This is a genomic window from Pseudomonas sp. WS 5532, from assembly GCF_012985445.1.
GTDB classification, from domain to species: Bacteria; Pseudomonadota; Gammaproteobacteria; order Pseudomonadales; family Pseudomonadaceae; genus Aquipseudomonas; species Aquipseudomonas edaphica.
This window is the reverse complement of sequence record NZ_JAAQWK010000001.1, coordinates 285522-302926: the sequence shown is the minus strand read 5'-3', so window position 1 is coordinate 302926 and position 17405 is coordinate 285522. Positions and strand designations below refer to the sequence as shown.

The following is a 17405-nucleotide window of genomic DNA, read 5'->3' as shown; positions in this document are numbered from 1 at the left end:
CTACCTCAGTTTCAGGGTGGCAAGGCCGACCAGTACCAGAATCACGGTGATGATCCAGAAACGGACAATCACACGCGGCTCGGGCCAGCCCTTGAGTTCAAAGTGGTGGTGAATCGGCGCCATGCGGAACACGCGGCGCCCGGTCAATTTGAAGGAGGCCACCTGGATGACCACCGACAGGGTTTCCATCACGAACACACCGCCCATGATGAACAACACGATTTCCTGGCGGACGATCACCGCGATGGTGCCCAAGGCTGCGCCCAGCGCCAGCGCGCCGACGTCGCCCATGAAGACTTGTGCGGGATAGGTGTTGAACCACAGGAAGCCCAGGCCGGCACCGATCAGCGCGCCGCAGAACACGATCAACTCACCTGCGCCCGGCACATACGGGATCAGCAGGTATTCAGCAAACTTCACGTTACCCGACAGGTAGCAGAAGATACCGAGCGCACCGCCGACCATCACGGTCGGCATGATCGCCAGACCGTCGAGGCCGTCGGTCAGGTTCACCGCGTTGCTGGAGCCGACGATCACGAAGTAAGTCAGCACCACAAAGCCAACGCCCAAGGGAATGCTGGCGTCCTTGAGCATCGGAATGATCAAGGTGGTTTCGACGGCGCTTGGCGCGGTCATGTACAGGAAGATCGCAGCGCCAAGGCCAAACACCGACTGCCAGAAGTACTTCCAGCGGCTGGGCAAACCCTTGGAGTTTTTCTCGATCACTTTGCGGTAGTCATCGACCCAGCCGATCGCGCCGAACAACAGGGTCACCAGCAGCACCGTCCACACGTAGCGGTTATGCAGGTCGGCCCACAGCAAGGTGCTGATACCGATGGAAGACAGGATCAGCGCACCGCCCATGGTCGGGGTGCCGGATTTGGACAGGTGCGACTGCGGGCCGTCATTACGAACCGATTGACCAATTTGCAGGTTCTGCAGGGTGCGGATCATCCACGGCCCCAGGAACAGCGACAAAGACAGCGCAGTCAGCACACCCAGGATCCCGCGCAGGGTCAGGTACTGAAAGACCGCGAAGCCTTTGTGGAACTGTTGCAGATACTCAGCCAGCAGCAGCAGCATTAATGTTTCTCCGTACTTGAGCCACACAAGGCCGCGACGACGTTTTCCATCACCGCGCTGCGCGATCCCTTGATCAAAATGGTTGTGTGTTTGTCGTGTTCAGCCGCCACCAGTGCCTGGATCAGCTCGGCCTGGGTAGCGAAATGCCGCGCACCGAGGCCGAAGGCGTCAACGGCGTGGGCCATGTTCGTGCCAACGGCGTAAAGCGCGTCGACTTTACCGCTCGCGTAGGCGCCGACTTCACGGTGGGACTGCTCGGCCCAGTCGCCCAATTCGGCGATATCGCCCAGCACCAGCACCTTGCGCCCGGCGAAGCTTTTAAGCAGGTCAATAGCAGCGCAGACGGAGGACTGGTTGGCGTTGTAGGTGTCATCAATCACACGCATGCCATTGGTCGCCAGTTGTGCCACGGTGCGGCCTTTGACCGGCTGCACCGCGCCCAGGCCGGTGGCGATACCGAACAGCGATACGCCCAGGGCGGAGGCGGCAGCGGCGGCGGCCAAGGCATTGGCGACGTTATGGTTGCCCAGCAGGTTCAGTTGCACGTGCTCGCTGCCTTGCGGTGTGTGCAAGGTGAAGGACGGGCAACCACGGGCGTCGACGGTGATGTCGGCTGCGTGGAAATCAGCCGCCGCGTTGAGCACGGCAAACGTCAGCACCTTGCGACCGGCGGCGCGCACACGCCAGGTCTCGAAGGCTTTGTCGTCGAGGTTCAATACTGCGGTGCCCGAGGCATCGAGGCCTTCGAGGATTTCGCCCTTGGCTTCGACGATTTTTTCCGGGCCACCGAACTCGCCCACGTGGGCGGTGCCGGCATTGTTGATAATTGCCACGTGAGGCTTGGTCAGCGCCACGGTGTAAGCAATTTCGCCGACGCGCGAAGCGCCCAGCTCGATTACCGCCGCCGTGTGTTCCGGGGCCAGTTCGAGCAGGGTCAATGGAGCGCCGAAATCATTGTTCAGGTTGCCACGGGTGGCGAGCACCGGCCCGCGTGTGCGCAGCACGCCGGCAAGCAGTTCCTTGACCGTGGTTTTGCCGCTGGAGCCAGTGATGGCGGCAACGGGCTTATCAAATGCGGCGCGGTTCAGCGCGCCCAACAGCCCGAGGGCCAGGCGGGTATCGGCGACCAGCAATTGCGGCAGCGTCGAGTCCGTGACTTCACGCTGCACCAAGGCACCCACGGCACCTTTGGCGGCTACTTCGTTCAGGTAGTCGTGCCCATCGAAACGCGGGCCGGCCAGTGCAATAAACAGTTGCCCCGGCTTGATGTTGCGACTGTCGATACTGACGCCGTCGAAGCTGCAATCGCTCGACACTACGCGGGCCGACAAGGCCTGGGTCAGTTCGCTGAACTTCATCGCTTTAAGCATGGGCGACCTCCCAGGCAGTCAGGGCGTGATCAGCCTCGACCAGATCGGAGAAGGCATGGCGTTCGCCGTTGATTTCCTGGTAGTCCTCGTGACCTTTACCAGCCAGTACCACCACGTCCTCAGCACTGGCGCTGGCGATCAGTTGGGCAATGGCGGCGCCGCGACCGGCAACGAAGGTGGCCTTGGTGGCGTCTTTAAAGCCGACACGGATGTCGTCGAAAATCTGGTTCGGGTCTTCGCTGCGTGGGTTGTCGTCGGTAACGAGTACGCCATCGGCCAGGCGCTCGACGATTTCAGCCATCAGCGGGCGCTTGCCGCGATCACGGTCACCGCCGCAGCCGAACAGGCAGAGCAATTTGCCCTTGGCGTGTGGGCGCAGGGCTTCGAGGACTTTTTCCAGCGCGTCCGGCGTGTGGGCGTAATCGACCACCACCAGTGGCTGCGAGCCGCCACCCAAACGCTGCATACGGCCGGCCGGGCCTTCGAGTTTGGGCAGCACGCGCAGGATTTCGTCCAGGGCGTAATCCAGGCCAAGCAATGCGCCAACAGCCGCGAGCACGTTGCTCAGGTTGAAACGCCCGAGCAAGGTGCTGCGCAAGTGGTGTTCGCCCTGGGGCGTGACCAGCGTGGCGAGCACGCCTTCGTCATTAAATTGGGCTTCACGGCAATACAGATACGCGCTGGAATCTTCCAGGCTGTAGGTGATCAGGCGTGCTTCGCTGTCTTCGGCAGCCAGTTGGCGGCCGAATGCGTCATCCAGGTTTACCACCCGGCACTTCAGGTCATTCCAGGCGAACAGCTTGGCCTTGGCGGCGGCGTACGCCTCCATGGTGCCGTGGTAGTCGAGGTGGTCGCGAGACAGGTTGGTCATTACCGCCACGTCAAACGCCAAGGCAGTCACACGGCCCTGGTCCAGACCGTGGGATGACACTTCCATGGCAACCGCCTTGGCACCGGCCTTTTTCAGGTCGGCCAGGGTCGCTTGCACGGCGATCGGGTTCGGCGTGGTGTGCAGGCCGCTTTGCAGCGCACCGTAAAAACCCGTGCCCAGGGTGCCGACAATGCCGCAATGCTGGCCCAGCAGGTCGAGTGCCTGCGCAACCAATTGGGTCACGCTGGTCTTGCCGTTGGTGCCAGTCACACCGATCAGGTTCAACTGACGGCTCGGGTCACCATAAAAACGCCCGGCGATGTCCGACAGTTGCGCGGCCAGGCCCTTGACCGGAATCAAGGGCACGTCGGTGATCGGCAGCACGGTGGCGCCTTCCACTTCATAAGCCACGGCGGCCGCGCCTCGTTGCAGGGCATCGGCGATATGTGCACGGCCATCGAGCTTGCCGCCGGGCACCGCCAGGAACAGATCACCGGCGCGTACATTACGGCTGTCCAGGCTCAATTCACGAATCAGCAGATCGCGTCCGGCGTGGGCAAAAATCTTGTTCAGGCTAAGAGACATCAGCCGCGCCCTCCATTGGCTTTGACAGCTGCGGCCGGTGGTCCTGCGTTCGCTTGTTGAGTCGGCGGCAGGTTATCCGGCGTGATATTCATCAGGCGCAGGGTGCCGGACATCACTTTGCTGAATACCGGAGCCGACACCAGGCCACCGAAGTAGCCGGCCTTGCTCGGTTCATCAATCACTACGACGATGGCGTAGCGCGGATCGCTCATCGGACCGAAGCCGGCGAACAGCGAGCGGTAAGAGTTTTCGGCGTAGCCCTTGGTGCCGACCGAGGTTTTACGTGCAGTACCAGACTTGCCGGCCACGTGATAAGCCGGCACCTGTGCCCGGAACACACCGCGCGGGGCTTCGATCACTTGTTGCAGCATGCCTTGTATGGTCTTGGCGACTTTTTCCGGGATTACCTGGGTGGCTTTCGGCGCTTCGTCGACGTGAATCAAGCTCAGTGGAACCATACGGCCATTATTGGCCAATACAGAGAACGCATGGGCCAGCTGGATCGCGGTTACCGACAGGCCGTAGCCGTAGGAGAGCGTGGCAGTCTCGGCTTTTTTCCAGTCGCGGTAGTTCGGCAGGTTGCCCACGCGCTCGCCTGGGAAATCCAGGCCGGTGGGTTGGCCCAAGCCGATTTTTTGCGCCAGGTGATAGATGGTTTCGCCGCCGATATCGAAGGCGACCTTACTCATGCCGACGTTACTGGAGTTGATCAGGATACCTGTCAAATCCAACACTGGCCCTTCGCTGCGGGACACGTCACGAATGGTGTATTTGCCCAACTGCAAGGTGCCTGGGTAAACCTCGACCTTGTCGCTCGGCTTCCAGCGCCCGGTTTCCAGGGCGGCACTCATGGAAATGGCTTTCATGGTCGAACCCGGCTCGAACACGTCGATCATGGCGCGGTTACGCATCATCGCCGGTTGCAGGTTTCGACGGTTGTTCGGGTTGTAGGTCGGCTGGTTGACCATGGCGAGGATCTCGCCGGTCTTGACGTCCATGATCACCAGGCTACCGGCCTTGGCGCCGTTCTCGATGATCGCGTTACGCAGCTCGCGGTTGGCCAGGTACTGCAGACGCAGGTCAATCGACAACGCCAAGGGCTTACCGGCCTTGGCGTTTTTGGTCACCTGGACATCTTTAATCAGTCTGCCGCGTCGATCCTTGATGACCTGCCGTTTGCCGGGCACGCCGGCCAGCCATTCGTCGTAGGCCAGCTCCACACCTTCACGGCCGTGGTCATCAATGTCGGTAAAGCCAACCATATGCGCGGTGGTTTCACCCGCCGGGTAGAAACGACGAAACTCCTCGATGCCATAGACACCGGGGACTTTAAGGTCGAGCACTTGCTGGCCCTGCTCAGGCGTCAGCCCACGCACCAGATAGATGAATTCCTTGTTGGCCTGGGCTTCCAGACGCTCGCTCAAGGCTTTAGGGTCCTGGCCCAGCGCGGCAGCCAGCTCAGGCCATTTGTCCTTGGCGGTTTGCAGTTCCTTGGCATTGGCCCACAGGGTGGTCACCGGCGTACTCACGGCCAGAGGCTCGCCATTACGGTCGGTGATCAGGCCGCGGTGCGCAGGAATCGGGATATGCCGCAGGCTACGGGCATTACCCTCGCCGATCAGGAAGTCGCGGTCGATCACTTGCAGGTCGATAATCCGCCATGCAATCGCGCCGGCCATCAAAGCCAAGATGCCGAGCATCAGGCGAAAGCGCCACGGGTAAAGTGCACCTTCAAGTTTCATCATGGCGCCACCATCCGCACTTCGGCCGCACCAGGAATGTGCATTTTCAGCTGTTCGGTGGCCAGCACTTCAATACGGCTATGGGCCGTCCAGGTGCTTTGTTCAAGGATCAACCGGCCCCATTCCGCCTGCGCTTTGTCACGCACGCTCAATTCCCCGTACAGGGTGTTAAGCAATTGACGGTTGTAGTGGGCGCTGTAAGACACCGCAATTGCGGACACCAGCACGCCGACAAACAACAGCAACATAAAGAAGCTGCCGCCCGGGAGGGGCTTGGCGAAAAGCTTGCTCACCGCAGCTTCTCCGCGACGCGCATAACGGCGCTACGGGAACGTGGGTTGGCCTTGAGTTCGGCTTCGGAGGCGAACTGCGCTTTGCCATGGATTTTGATTTTCGGCACAAAGGCTTCGAAACGCACCGGCAGGTTGCGCGGCAGGTTATCGGACTCGCCCTTGACCAGACGACGCATGAACAGTTTGACGATGCGGTCTTCCAGGGAGTGGAAGCTGATCACCACCAGGCGACCACCCACTTCCAAGGCGTCCAGTGCGGCTTCGAGCCCGGCTTCCAGATCGCCCAGTTCGTTATTGACGTGAATGCGCAGACCCTGGAACGCACGGGTTGCCGGGTTCTTGCCCTTTTCCCACGCAGGGTTTGCGACCTTGAGCACTTCAGCCAGGTCGGCGGTGCGCTCGAACGGCTGGATTTCACGGCGCTCAACCACGGCACGGGCCATGCGGCCGGCGAAGCGTTCTTCACCGTATTCCTTGAACACGCGGGTAATTTCTTCATGGGGCGCAGTGGCGATGAACTGCGCAGCGCTGATACCACGAGTCGGGTCCATGCGCATGTCGAGCGGGCCGTCGTTCATGAAACTGAAGCCGCGCTCGGGGTCGTCAAGCTGTGGCGAAGATACGCCCAAATCGAGCAAAACCCCGGCTACCTTACCTGCCATGCCGCGCTCGGCGACTTCGGCACCCAGCTCGGCAAAGCTGCGCTGCACAACGACAAAGCGGCCGTCTTCGGCCGCTAGCGCTTGCCCGGTGGCAATCGCTTGAGGGTCTTTGTCGAACCCGAGGAGTTTACCGTCGGAGCCGAGCTGGCTGAGTATCAACCGGCTGTGCCCGCCCCTGCCGAAGGTGCCATCCACATAGCAGCCATCCGCGCGTACGGCGAGAGCCTCAACGGCTTCGTCAAGCAGTACGGTGATGTGGTTAAAGCCGCTATCAATAGTCACAGGATCAAATCACGCAGTTCATCAGGCATAGCGCCCGGTTGTTGAATAGCAGCCAGGTCTGCTGCAGAAACAGCATCCCAGGCATCTTCGTCCCACAATTGGAACTTGTTCAGCTGGCCCACCAGCATTGCGCGCTTATCCAGCTTGGCGTACTCGCGCAAGCGCGGCGGCACCAGGAAACGACCACTGCCATCGAGTTCAAGGTCGACGGCATTACCGATCAGCAGACGCTGCAGGCGGCGGTTTTCTTCACGCAATGAAGGCAGAGCGCGCAACTTGGTTTCGATCAACTCCCACTCATCGAGGGGGTAAACACACAAACAAGGGTCAACGGCGTCAATCGTGATGATTAACTGGCCTGAACTTCGCGAAATGAGCTCGTCACGATACCGGCTCGGCATGGCGAGACGGCCTTTTGCATCGAGACTGATAGCGTTAGCTCCGCGAAACACAGATGCGTTTCTCCAAATTTTAGCGTTTTACGTTCAAAAAACCCACTTTGTGCCACTTTCCGCCACTTGCGCACACTATAGGAATGCGCCCACCACACCGTCAAGGCGCGGATTCAAGGAAAAGCCTTACAGAACGGAGATTTAGGAACGTAAAAGGAGGAGAAACGCGAGTTTGGCGATGTTTTTGACTCAGCAACCGCAAATAGCTCATGGAGCTACGGCTTAAAGTTAAAGTAATTTATTAAGAGTAAGATTTTTTTGGTATTACGAAGATGCATCTGCCAATGATTTGGCAGGGAGGGATTCTTGCGTTACTACCGGTTTTCTGCCCGAGATTCGGGCAGAAGGAAAAAAGGTGGAGAGTCGATCTGTAAGCCGGGTTCTGTCTTGAACAGTCATTCGTCTACGATGGCCATCACTGGACATCTTTAGCAACCTACCCGGTCCCAGCGCGGGCCACGCCTTGGGACCCTATTTGGTCTTGCTCCAAGTGGGGTTTACCTAGCCACGAACTGTTGCCAGTCGTGCGGTGCGCTCTTACCGCACCTTTTCACCCTTACCGGCACCGAAGTGCTTAGGCGGTTATTTTCTGTGGCACTTTCCGTAGGCTCACGCCTCCCAGGCATTACCTGGCACTTCGCCCTATGGAGCCCGGACTTTCCTCCCCCCCCTAATTTTCATAGAGGGCAGCGACTGTCCAATCGACTCTCCGCCGCGCAGGTTAACGGCACGACGGCTTGAGGACAAGTATTAAAAGTGCAGCAATGCCATCACGTTCGGACGGGATACCGGCGTAACCCCGGAACTATTCGGCTTTCTGCTTATCCAGCGCGACTTGATACAGCACGTTCTTACGCAAGCCGGTAATTTCAGCCGCCAGGGCTGCCGCACGCTTCAGGGGCATTTCCTTAAGCAGCAGATCCAGGATGCGCATAGCCTCGCTGCCCACCGCGTCTTCATTTTCCGGTGCGGTCCAGCCGGCCACCAGCACCACGCACTCACCGCGCTGCTGGTTGCTGTCGCCCTCAACGAACGCACGCAGCTCTTCCAACGGCAAGCCTTTGAGGGTCTCGAAGGTCTTGGTCAGCTCCCGAGCCAACAGCGCCAGGCGTTCGCCACCGAACACCAGCTCCATGTCCTGCAAGCACTCGAGAATGCGGTGCGGCGCCTCGTAAAAGATCAACGTACGCGGCTCTTCCTTTAACGCTTGCAGTCGCGCACGGCGCCCAACCGCCTTGGCGGGCAGGAAACCTTCGAAGATAAAACGGTCCGACGGCAACCCGGCGGCCGATAATGCCGCAATCAGCGCGCACGCTCCCGGAACTGGCACTACATTGATACCAGCGGCACGCGCCTGGCGAACCAGGTGATAGCCAGGGTCGGAAATCAACGGAGTGCCGGCATCCGAGATCAACGCCACATCGTCACCCGCCAGCAAGCGCGTGATAAAACGGCTGCCTTCTTCTCGCTCGTTATGCTCATGGCACGCGGCTAATGGCGTGCTGATACCAAAATGCTGCATCAAACGCTGGGAGTGCCGCGTGTCTTCCGCCGCGATCAATTTTACGTCACGCAACACTTTCAGCGCCCGAGCACTGATGTCGTCCAGGTTGCCAATGGGCGTCGCCACGACAAAAAGCGAGCCTGCAGTGGAATTCAAAGGACCTGGAGCAGTCAAAACGCACACCTCGATGGTAAGGAAAAGTCGCATTGTAGCGCGTAGGCGCCTCGATAATATGCCCTCGAGGTCGGCCATCGATGCCGGCTCGCAACATTTACACGACCTAAATCGATGGTTTCACGCCAGTAACATCGCGCCTGGGCCAGTGCTTGGGTACAATTCCACGCTAATTTGATCGGTATCAGGAACACTTACATGATCGCTTGCCTGCGGCTGCTCTCCGCCCTCTGCCTCGCTGCCTTACTGGCCGCGTGCGCCAGCTCGCCCTCGTCCAGCCTTGGCGACCTCCCCCGGACCCCGGATGCCAGTATCGAGCAACTGCTCGAACAGGCCACCAAGGCCAGTACGCCAGAAAAGGCCGCGATGCTGCGCCTGAGTGCGGCAGACCTGGCCTACCACCAGAACAACCCTGGCCGCTCGTCGCAGATTCTTGCGCAGGTGCCCCTGGATGTCCTGAAGCCGGCCGCACAAGTCTTTGCCAGCACCCTGGCCGCGGAACTGGCCATGGCGCGCAACCAACCCAAAGCGGCTCTGGCCGCCCTGAACCACCCCAGCCTGCAAAGCCTGAAGGAGCTGCCGACTGACCAGCAGATCCGTACCGGCACCGTGCATGCTCGCGCCTATGAAGCCGATGGCCAGACTTTGGCTGCCGCGCGTGAGCGGGTGGCCATGGCCCCGTTGCTGACGGGTGATGCCGCCAAGAGCAACCACGAAGCCATCTGGGCGCTGGTCGCCGCGCTGCCTGCAGAGCAACTGCAAGCCAGCGGCAACCCGACCCTCGACGGCTGGATCACCCTGGCCCAGGCAATCAAAGGCGCCGGCACCCTGGAACAACAGCAAGCCGCCATTGATACCTGGCGCGCGCAGAACCCAGGCCACCCGGCGGCAGTCAACCTGCCGACCCCGCTGGCCAAGCTCAAGGAGCTGGCCAGCCAGCCGCTGACCAAAATCGCGTTGCTGCTGCCGCAGGAAGGCCCTTTGGCGGCGGTCGGCAAGGCGCTGCGCGAAGGCTTCATGGCGGCGCACTTCCAGGCTGAACAAGCCGGGCAGAAGCCGCCGGTGATCGAGTTCTATGACAGCTCGCGCCTGACCTCCCTCGACGACTTCTACGCCAAGGCCCAGGCTGCCGGCGTGCAACTGGTAGTCGGCCCGCTGGAGAAACCACTGGTCAAGCAGCTCGCCTCCCGCGGGCAATTACCGATCACCACCCTGGGCCTGAACTACAGCGAACTTAACGAAAACCCGCCGCAACTGTTCCAGTTCGGCCTGGCCGCTGAAGACGAAGCCCGCGAAGTCTCGCGTCGCGCCCGTGCCGACGGCCTGCACCGCGCCGCCGCCATGGTGCCGCGTGGCGAATGGGGTGAGCGCGTCTATAAAGCCTTCCGTCAGGACTGGGAAGCCAACGGCGGCACCGTGGTTGGCGTTGAGTACGTCGATCAGCCGGTGGCCCTCGCCCAGCAGATTGCTGACCTGTTCCAGCTGCGTAAAAGCGAAGGCCGCGCCAAGAGCCTGCAAAGCACCGTCGGCACCGACGTCGCCGCGCAACCTTCGCGTCGCCAGGACATCGAGTTCATTTTCCTGGCTGTGACGCCGCAACTGGCCCAGCAGATCAAACCGACACTTAACTTCCAGTACGCCGGTGATGTGCCTGTGTATGCGACGTCCCACGTGTTCAGCGCCAGCGGCGACAAAAACCAGTACCTGGACATGACCAACGTGATGTTCTGCGAAACCCCGTGGCTGCTCAACACCACCGACCCGCTGCGCAACCAGGTTGCCGCGCAATGGCCACAGGCCAATGGCAGCCTTGGCCGCCTGTATGCGATGGGCGTGGACGCCTACCGCCTGGCACCGCGCCTGGGCCAACTCAAGGCACTGCCGGACACTCGCGTTGACGGCCTGTCGGGCAACCTGGGTATCGGCGCCTACCAGCGTGTTGACCGCCAGATGCCATGGGCGAAGTTCGTCGGCGGCGAGATTCAACGCCTGCCGGACACCCCGCGCTGATGCTCGAGCGGTCCAGCGCTCAAAGCGGCAAGGACGCCGAACTGCAAGCTCTGAACTATCTGCAACAACAGGGTCTGCGCCTTCTGGCGCAGAACTGGTTATGTAAACGCGGTGAGCTTGATCTGGTCATGCTTGACGGCGATACAGTAGTATTCGTCGAAGTCCGCTACAGAAAACACGCACAATGGGGTGGCGCGCTCGCCAGTATCGATGGGCGCAAGCGTCAGAAGCTGATACTCGCCGCGCAGTTTTTCCTGCAAAAAGAGCATCGCTGGGCTGACAGCCCCTGCCGTTTCGATGTGGTTGCCATGGAAAGCACACCGGCAGGCCCAGCTGATTTGAACTGGCTCAAGAATGCCTTCGACAGCTGATTGCCCGGATATCTTCACCACACACTTTTGCTCTTTGCTTTGCGGGCTGCACATTTCTGTGCCAAACAGCCGCGCTACTTAAGGTCACACAGATGGACATGCAATCCCGAATTCGCCAGCTTTTCCAGGCCAGCATCGACACCAAGCAACAGGCGATGGACGTACTTGCACCGCACATCGAGCAAGCCAGTCAGGTCATGGTCAATGCCTTGCTCAACGAGGGCAAAATGCTTTCGTGCGGCAACGGCGGTTCGGCCGGTGATGCCCAGCACTTTTCCTCCGAGCTGCTCAACCGCTTCGAGCGCGAGCGCCCGAGCCTGCCGGCCATCGCGCTGACCACCGACTCATCGACGATCACTTCGATCGCCAACGACTACAGCTACAACGAAATCTTCTCCAAACAGATACGCGCCCTGGGCCAACCCGGCGATGTGTTGCTGGCTATTTCTACCAGCGGCAACTCGGCGAACATTATTCAAGCGATCCAGGCCGCACATGACCGCGAAATGATTGTCGTAGCCTTGACCGGGCGCGACGGCGGCGGCATGGCCTCACTGTTATTGCCTGAGGACGTGGAGATCCGTGTCCCGGCCAACGTCACTGCACGCATTCAAGAAGTCCACCTGCTGGCGATCCACTGCCTGTGCGATCTGATCGACAGCCAACTGTTCGGGAGTGAAGAATGACCGTTAACCGCCTCAGCCTTTTGGCCATTACGCTGTGCCTCGCCATCAGCGGGTGCAGCACGGCAATCACTGCGACACGCGACACACCCATTCAGGATGACCGGGGCACACGCACTTTTGGCAGCACCATCGACGATTCGCTGATCGAAACCAAGGTCAAGGTCAACGTCGCCAAGGCCGCTACCGACCTGGGCAACGGCGCCTCGCGCATTGTGGTCACCAGCTTCAACGGCGTGGTACTGCTGGCCGGGCAGACGCCGCGTGCCGACCTCAAGGCCCAGGCCGAACAAGCCGCCTCGACGGTCCAGCGGGTCAAGAAGGTCCACAACGAACTGCAGGTCATGGACCCGATCACCCTGCTGGCCATCAGCAACGATGCGCTGCTGACCACCAAGATCAAGGCGCAGATGCTCACCGACAGCGGTGTACCTGGCTCGCGCATCAAGATCGTCACCGATAATGGCATCGTCTACATGATGGGCCTGCTGACCCAGGCAGAAGCCACCCGTGCCGCCAACCTGGTACAGGGCGTGTCCGGCGTGCAGAAGATCGTGAAAGTGTTCGAATACATCGACTGATGTAATCGCCAGCCACAAAAAAGGGCGCCGTGCATTGACTGCACGGCGCCCTTTTTATTGCCCAGGGTTTACTGGTATTGCTGGTACGGGTTGCCCTGGAACTGGTTGTTCTGCTGCGGCGCCTGTTGTTGCTGCTGTTGACCAGGCTGGCCGTATTGCTGGCCGGGGATCGGGCCGAGGTTAACTTCTACACGACGGTTCTGGGCACGGCCATTCACATCGGCGTTGCTGGCAATCGGGTTATCCGGGCCGGCACCGCGGGCGCTCAGGTTGGTCGGGCTGACGCCTTGAGAGGTCAGGTAGTTGGCCACGCTCTGGGCACGACGCTGGGACAGGTCCATGTTCAACTGGCGGCTGCCCGTGCTGTCGGTGTAGCCGACAATCTGGATGGTGTTCTGGTTGAACTGCTTGAGGGAGTTGGCCAGGTTGTTGAGCGGCTGGTAAAAACTGCTGGCGATGGCGTCGGAGTTGGTCGCGAAGGTAATGTTACCCGGCATGATCAACTTGATCTGGTCACCCTGGCGCTGCACTTCAACACCGGTGTTGGCCATGCTTTCGCGCAGTTTCTTTTCCTGCTGGTCGGCGTAGTAGCCATAACCGGCGGCGCCCAGGCCTGCAATAGCACCACCGATCAGTGCGCCCTTGCCACGGTTGTTATGGTCGATGGCAGCACCCGCCAGCGCACCGGCCAGAGCACCCAGGCCGCCGTATTTGGCGGTTTTGCTGATACCCCCTTCGGAACCGTTGCTGGCCTGTCCCTGGCTGCCGCCATAAGGATTAGGTGAAGCGCAGCCGGACAACAGGGCTACGGCGGTAGCGACAACAAGCAGACGACGCGGAGTGAACATGAAGGGAGCTCCTACTTTTGCATTCTGTGGTGCAGAGGACATTGGCAATCGACCTGTGCGGAGTTTGGAACGCGACAAACGGTAAAAATTCCGTGGCCACGTCCCGAGCCAGAACAAAATACTGGCCCCTATAACCGCCAGGGAAACCGTAGCAGACGCAGGCTGAACGCGACCTGCGTTTTTTGCTACTGCGGTGCTTGAGAGAGAACAGCGCCCGCCCAGGAATTATTTCCAGGCGTACCCTCAAGCCCGCACAAACGGGTTCTCGCGCATCTCATCACCCAAACAGGTGTCCGGCCCATGCCCTGTCACCACGGTCGCGCCCTCATCCAGGGTGTACAACCGCTGCTTGATCGAGCGCACGATAGTCGCCTGGTCGCCACCCCACAGGTCGGTACGCCCCACGCCGCGCTTGAACAAGGTATCGCCGGCGATCAGCAGCTTGGCATCGGCAAACCAGAAGCTCATCGAACCCGGTGTGTGCCCCGGCGTATGCAGCGCCACCCCACAACCACACGCCAACTCCTCATCGTCCTCCAGCCAGCGGTCCGGCGACGGCACCGGCGTGTAGGGCACACGAAACATCTGGCATTGCATTTCCAGGTTATCCCAAAGAAATTGGTCTTCTTTGTGCAAATGCAGCGTGGCGCCGGTCTTCTCTTTCAACTGGCCGGACGCCAGGAAGTGATCCAAGTGGGCGTGGGTGTGGATAATGCTCACCACCTTGAGGCCCAGCGCATCAAGGCGCGCAAGGATCAGCTCGTGATTGCCGCCCGGGTCGACCACAATGGCTTTTTTGCTGATCGGATCGCCAATGATGGTGCAGTTGCACTGCAAAGGGCCGACGGGGAAGGTTTCGCGGATCAGCACGGGTTTTTCGATATTCATGGGCGTTCCTGCAAGCTCTATGGCACATTCCAGGCGCAGTATGGTGGAGCTTGCTGCGGATTCGAAGGGCATCAGCTGCTAAGCTACTCCAGCGCCATGGAACCCGCACCGCAGCGTCGCATTTGGAGCAAGACGTATGGCCAATCCTCGGATCATCTGCGAACACTGCGATTGCGTGTACGAAAAGGTCACGCTCGCCAAACATCAAAAAGCCCTGTGCACCCGTTGCGCGGGCGTGTTGCAGCGCTACAACGGTTTGTCGGTGCAACAGCGCCTCGCGCTCACCGTTACCGCAGCCGTGTTGTGGACCTTTGCCAATTTCTATCCGGTGATGAGCATCAGCCTCAAAGGCTTGAAAAACAGCGCGACCCTGTGGGACTCGGTGGTCGCGCTGAGCCTGGGGCCGATCACTTTTATTGCGCTGGTCGCGGCGATCTCGATCATCATCGCGCCGGTGTTTCAGTTGCTCTTGCTGATGTGGGTGCTGAGTTTCGCCCTGGCCGGCAAGCGCTCGCCAGCGTTCAAACTGTGCATGCGCTGGCTGGAAGCGCTGAGGCCGTGGAGCATGCTCGAAGTCTGCCTGCTGGGCGCCATGGTTGCGGTGTTCAAGCTGGCCGGCATGCTCGACGTGATCCCCGGCACCGGCCTGTTTGCCCTCGCCGCCCTCGCCTTGCTGCTGATCCGCATCGCCGGGCGTGACGTACGCGACTTGTGGGACGCCGTATGAACTCACCACCGACCGCCCGTGAACTCAACCTGTGCCTGTGCCATACCTGCGGCCAGCCGTGCGACATGCGCGACGAACCCAGCGAGTGTGAACGCTGCGGCGCGCCGCTGCATCGGCGCAAACTCCACTCGCTGACCCGCACCTGGGCCTACATGCTCACGGCACTGGCGTTTTATATCCCGGCGAATTTATTGCCAGTGATGAACACCACCCTGCTTGGTTCCGGCGCGGACAGCACCATCATGAGCGGCGTGCTGGAGTTCTGGCAGCATGGTGCCTGGGACATTGCCCTGATCATCTTCATTGCCAGCATTGCGGTGCCGGGCATCAAGTTTCTCTCGCTGACCCTGTTGCTGGTCACCGTGCAGCGCAACAGCCAGTGGGCGCGCAAGGAGCGCTCGAAGCTGTTTCGGTTTGTCGAGCTGATCGGCTACTGGTCCATGCTCGATGTGATTGTGGTCGCGCTGGTGGCCGCGCTGGTGAAGTTCCAGGCGCTGGGCACCATCGAGCCGCGCCTGGGCATTTTGTTTTTTGGTCTGGTGGTGGTGTTCACCATGCTCGCGGCCATGAGTTTCGACCCACGCCTGATCTGGGAAAACCCACACAACGAGGAGATCTCGGATGAGTTCACGCAACACTGACACCCCCGCCGGCTCACCGGCGATCAAGACGCGGCGCTTCAGCGTTTCGCTGGTGTGGATCGTGCCGATCGTGGCGGTGCTGGTGGGCATCTCGCTGGTGGTACACAGCGTGCTGCAACAGGGGCCTATCATCGTCCTCAACTTCAAGACCGGCAACGGCCTGGTCGCCAATAAAACCGAAGTCAAATACCGCAACGTGGTGATCGGCCAAGTCTCGGATGTGGCCTTGAGCGATGACCAGAAAAGCGTCAACGCCACCATCAAGTTGGCCAAGCAGGCGGAAAGCTTCACCCGTGAAGACTCCAAGTTCTGGGTAGTCCGCCCACGCATCGGTGCCGGTGGCGTGTCGGGCATCGATACCCTGCTGTCCGGTGACTATATCGGTGCCGATATCGGCCAATCCGATACCCGCGCCAAACAGTTCAAGGGCCTGGAAAACCCGCCGCCCATCACCTATGGCGAGCCGGGCAAACGCTTCACGTTGCATACCCAGGGCCTGGGCTCCCTGGATATCGGCTCGCCGGTGTACTACCGCAAGATCCCGGTGGGCCAGGTGGTGGCCTACGAGCTGGATGACGATGGCAAGGGCGTGAAGATCGAGGTTTTCGTGCATGCGCCCAATGATGTGTACGTCACCGAAAACACGCGATTCTGGAATGCCAGCGGCATTGACCTGAGCGTCGGCGCCAATGGTTTTGCGCTGAAAACCGAGTCCTTGTCATCGATGTTGGCCGGCGGCATCGCATTCCAGGCACCGCCCTACAGCCCCAACGACAAACCGGCCAGCGAAGATCACACCTATGAACTGTTCGACGACCAGCAAAGCGCCCTCGCCCCGCCCAACGGTCAAGGGCAATACATGGCGCTGCGTTTTGATCAGGCATTGCGTGGGCTCAAGGTCGGCGCGCCGGTGGAATTTCTTGGGGTCGAGTTCGGCAAAGTGGTGTCGATCAACCTGGACTTCGATGCCAAAAAACGCAGTTTCCCGATCAACGTCGGCATCGTGATTTACCCGCAATTGCTCGGCGAAGCCAACACCAAGCTGCTCAAGGCCACCAACCATGACCCTAACGATGAAGCAGGCGGCGTGCGCCTGATCGGCACCTTTATCGAAAACGGCCTGCGCGCTCAGGCCCGCAGCGGCAACCTGCTGACCGGCCAGCTGTACATCGCCCTGGATTTTTTCCCGAAAGCCGACAAAGTCACGTTTGACCCGAACCTGCGCCCGGTCAACATTCCGACCATCCCCGGCAATCTGGAACAGTTGCAGGAGAAACTCGAAGGCATCGTCAACAAGGTCAACCAACTGCCGATGGAGCGCATCGCCGGCAACCTCGACGGCAGCCTGGTTGAGCTGCGCAAAAGCCTTGCCCAGTTCAACGCCAAGACCCTGCCTGGCGTGCAGAGCACCCTGGGTGACGTGAGCAAGACCTTGCAGTCGGCCAACTCAACCCTGGCCGAAGACTCGCCGCAGCGTGAACAACTGACCCAGACCCTGGATGAACTGGCACGCATGTCGCGCTCCTTGCGCGAACTGTCGGACTACCTGGGCCGGCATCCGGAATCGCTGATCCGCGGTCGCCCTGACAACGCCGCGCCAACAGACCTGCAAGGGCCGCCGCGCAAATGACCATTGGA

The 17405-nt window shown here is 60.4% G+C and carries 17 protein-coding genes and 1 other RNA gene; 7 read left to right on the top strand and 11 right to left on the bottom strand.

Going from position 1 to position 17405, the window contains the following annotated elements; genetic code table 11:
• The 9 genes from mraY to rsmI form a co-directional block, all read right to left on the bottom strand.
• Positions 1 to 1083, bottom strand: a complete 1083-nt coding sequence (mraY, locus tag HBO23_RS01475; RefSeq protein ID WP_017138188.1) for a phospho-N-acetylmuramoyl-pentapeptide-transferase — start codon at positions 1081 to 1083, stop codon at positions 1 to 3.
• A complete protein-coding gene (murF, locus tag HBO23_RS01470; RefSeq protein ID WP_170036287.1) occupies positions 1083 to 2453 on the bottom strand; it encodes a UDP-N-acetylmuramoyl-tripeptide--D-alanyl-D-alanine ligase in 1371 nt (456 codons plus the stop codon). Before murF ends, mraY begins: the two co-directional genes overlap by 1 nt.
• On the bottom strand, positions 2446 to 3909 hold the full coding sequence (locus HBO23_RS01465) for a UDP-N-acetylmuramoyl-L-alanyl-D-glutamate--2,6-diaminopimelate ligase (RefSeq protein ID WP_017138190.1): 1464 nt from the start codon (positions 3907 to 3909) through the stop codon (positions 2446 to 2448). Before HBO23_RS01465 ends, murF begins: the two co-directional genes overlap by 8 nt.
• Positions 3909 to 5651, bottom strand: coding sequence for a penicillin-binding protein 2 (locus HBO23_RS01460; protein WP_169986985.1), 1743 nt, complete (start codon positions 5649 to 5651; stop codon positions 3909 to 3911). The genes HBO23_RS01465 and HBO23_RS01460 overlap by 1 nt, the downstream gene beginning before the upstream one ends.
• Positions 5651 to 5944, bottom strand: coding sequence for a cell division protein FtsL (gene ftsL, locus HBO23_RS01455; protein ID WP_003216203.1), 294 nt, complete (start codon positions 5942 to 5944; stop codon positions 5651 to 5653). Before ftsL ends, HBO23_RS01460 begins: the two co-directional genes overlap by 1 nt.
• Positions 5941 to 6882 carry a 16S rRNA (cytosine(1402)-N(4))-methyltransferase RsmH gene (gene rsmH, locus HBO23_RS01450; protein WP_085985981.1) on the bottom strand — a complete coding sequence of 314 codons (942 nt, stop codon included), beginning with the start codon at positions 6880 to 6882 and terminating at the stop codon, positions 5941 to 5943. The genes ftsL and rsmH overlap by 4 nt, the downstream gene beginning before the upstream one ends.
• A gap of 2 nt (positions 6883 to 6884) precedes the next feature.
• Positions 6885 to 7340: a division/cell wall cluster transcriptional repressor MraZ gene (gene mraZ, locus HBO23_RS01445; protein ID WP_003171868.1), complete on the bottom strand. Its 456-nt coding sequence runs from the start codon at positions 7338 to 7340 to the stop codon at positions 6885 to 6887.
• A gap of 355 nt (positions 7341 to 7695) precedes the next feature.
• Positions 7696 to 8049, bottom strand: an RNA gene (gene rnpB, locus HBO23_RS01440) — RNase P RNA component class A.
• Between the two features lie 96 nt (positions 8050 to 8145).
• A complete protein-coding gene (gene rsmI, locus HBO23_RS01435) occupies positions 8146 to 9051 on the bottom strand; it encodes a 16S rRNA (cytidine(1402)-2'-O)-methyltransferase (RefSeq protein ID WP_017138193.1) in 906 nt (301 codons plus the stop codon).
• 165 nt (positions 9052 to 9216) lie between these two features.
• Here rsmI and HBO23_RS01430 point away from each other — a divergent pair, with 165 nt between their 5' ends.
• The 4 genes from HBO23_RS01430 to HBO23_RS01415 all read left to right on the top strand — a co-directional run bounded on the left by HBO23_RS01430 (position 9217) and on the right by HBO23_RS01415 (position 12663).
• Positions 9217 to 11028: a penicillin-binding protein activator gene (locus tag HBO23_RS01430; protein WP_169986920.1), complete on the top strand. Its 1812-nt coding sequence runs from the start codon at positions 9217 to 9219 to the stop codon at positions 11026 to 11028.
• Positions 11028 to 11399, top strand: a complete 372-nt coding sequence (locus HBO23_RS01425) for a YraN family protein (RefSeq protein WP_017138195.1) — start codon at positions 11028 to 11030, stop codon at positions 11397 to 11399. Before HBO23_RS01430 ends, HBO23_RS01425 begins: the two co-directional genes overlap by 1 nt.
• A gap of 92 nt (positions 11400 to 11491) precedes the next feature.
• Positions 11492 to 12085, top strand: coding sequence for a phosphoheptose isomerase (locus tag HBO23_RS01420; RefSeq protein ID WP_007904374.1), 594 nt, complete (start codon positions 11492 to 11494; stop codon positions 12083 to 12085).
• Positions 12082 to 12663, top strand: a complete 582-nt coding sequence (locus HBO23_RS01415; RefSeq protein ID WP_017138196.1) for a BON domain-containing protein — start codon at positions 12082 to 12084, stop codon at positions 12661 to 12663. Before HBO23_RS01420 ends, HBO23_RS01415 begins: the two co-directional genes overlap by 4 nt.
• A 68-nt stretch (positions 12664 to 12731) precedes the next feature.
• Here the strand turns inward: HBO23_RS01415 and HBO23_RS01410 are convergent, their stop codons facing one another.
• A complete protein-coding gene (locus tag HBO23_RS01410) occupies positions 12732 to 13511 on the bottom strand; it encodes an OmpA family protein (RefSeq protein ID WP_017138197.1) in 780 nt (259 codons plus the stop codon).
• A 243-nt stretch (positions 13512 to 13754) separates the two neighbouring features.
• Positions 13755 to 14399, bottom strand: coding sequence for an MBL fold metallo-hydrolase (locus HBO23_RS01405; protein WP_017138198.1), 645 nt, complete (start codon positions 14397 to 14399; stop codon positions 13755 to 13757).
• A 136-nt stretch (positions 14400 to 14535) separates the two neighbouring features.
• Here HBO23_RS01405 and HBO23_RS01400 point away from each other — a divergent pair, with 136 nt between their 5' ends.
• From HBO23_RS01400 to HBO23_RS01390, 3 genes are read left to right on the top strand one after another with little or no spacing between them, the layout of a single operon-like run.
• Complete coding sequence (locus HBO23_RS01400; protein ID WP_017138199.1) at positions 14536 to 15126, top strand: paraquat-inducible protein A; 591 nt, start codon at positions 14536 to 14538, stop codon at positions 15124 to 15126.
• Positions 15123 to 15767 (top strand): paraquat-inducible protein A, encoded by a 645-nt coding sequence (locus HBO23_RS01395; RefSeq protein ID WP_170036285.1) that lies wholly within the window; start codon positions 15123 to 15125, stop codon positions 15765 to 15767. The genes HBO23_RS01400 and HBO23_RS01395 overlap by 4 nt, the downstream gene beginning before the upstream one ends.
• Complete coding sequence (locus HBO23_RS01390) at positions 15748 to 17397, top strand: MlaD family protein (RefSeq protein WP_017138201.1); 1650 nt, start codon at positions 15748 to 15750, stop codon at positions 17395 to 17397. The genes HBO23_RS01395 and HBO23_RS01390 overlap by 20 nt, the downstream gene beginning before the upstream one ends.
• Positions 17398 to 17405 lie beyond the last annotated feature (8 nt).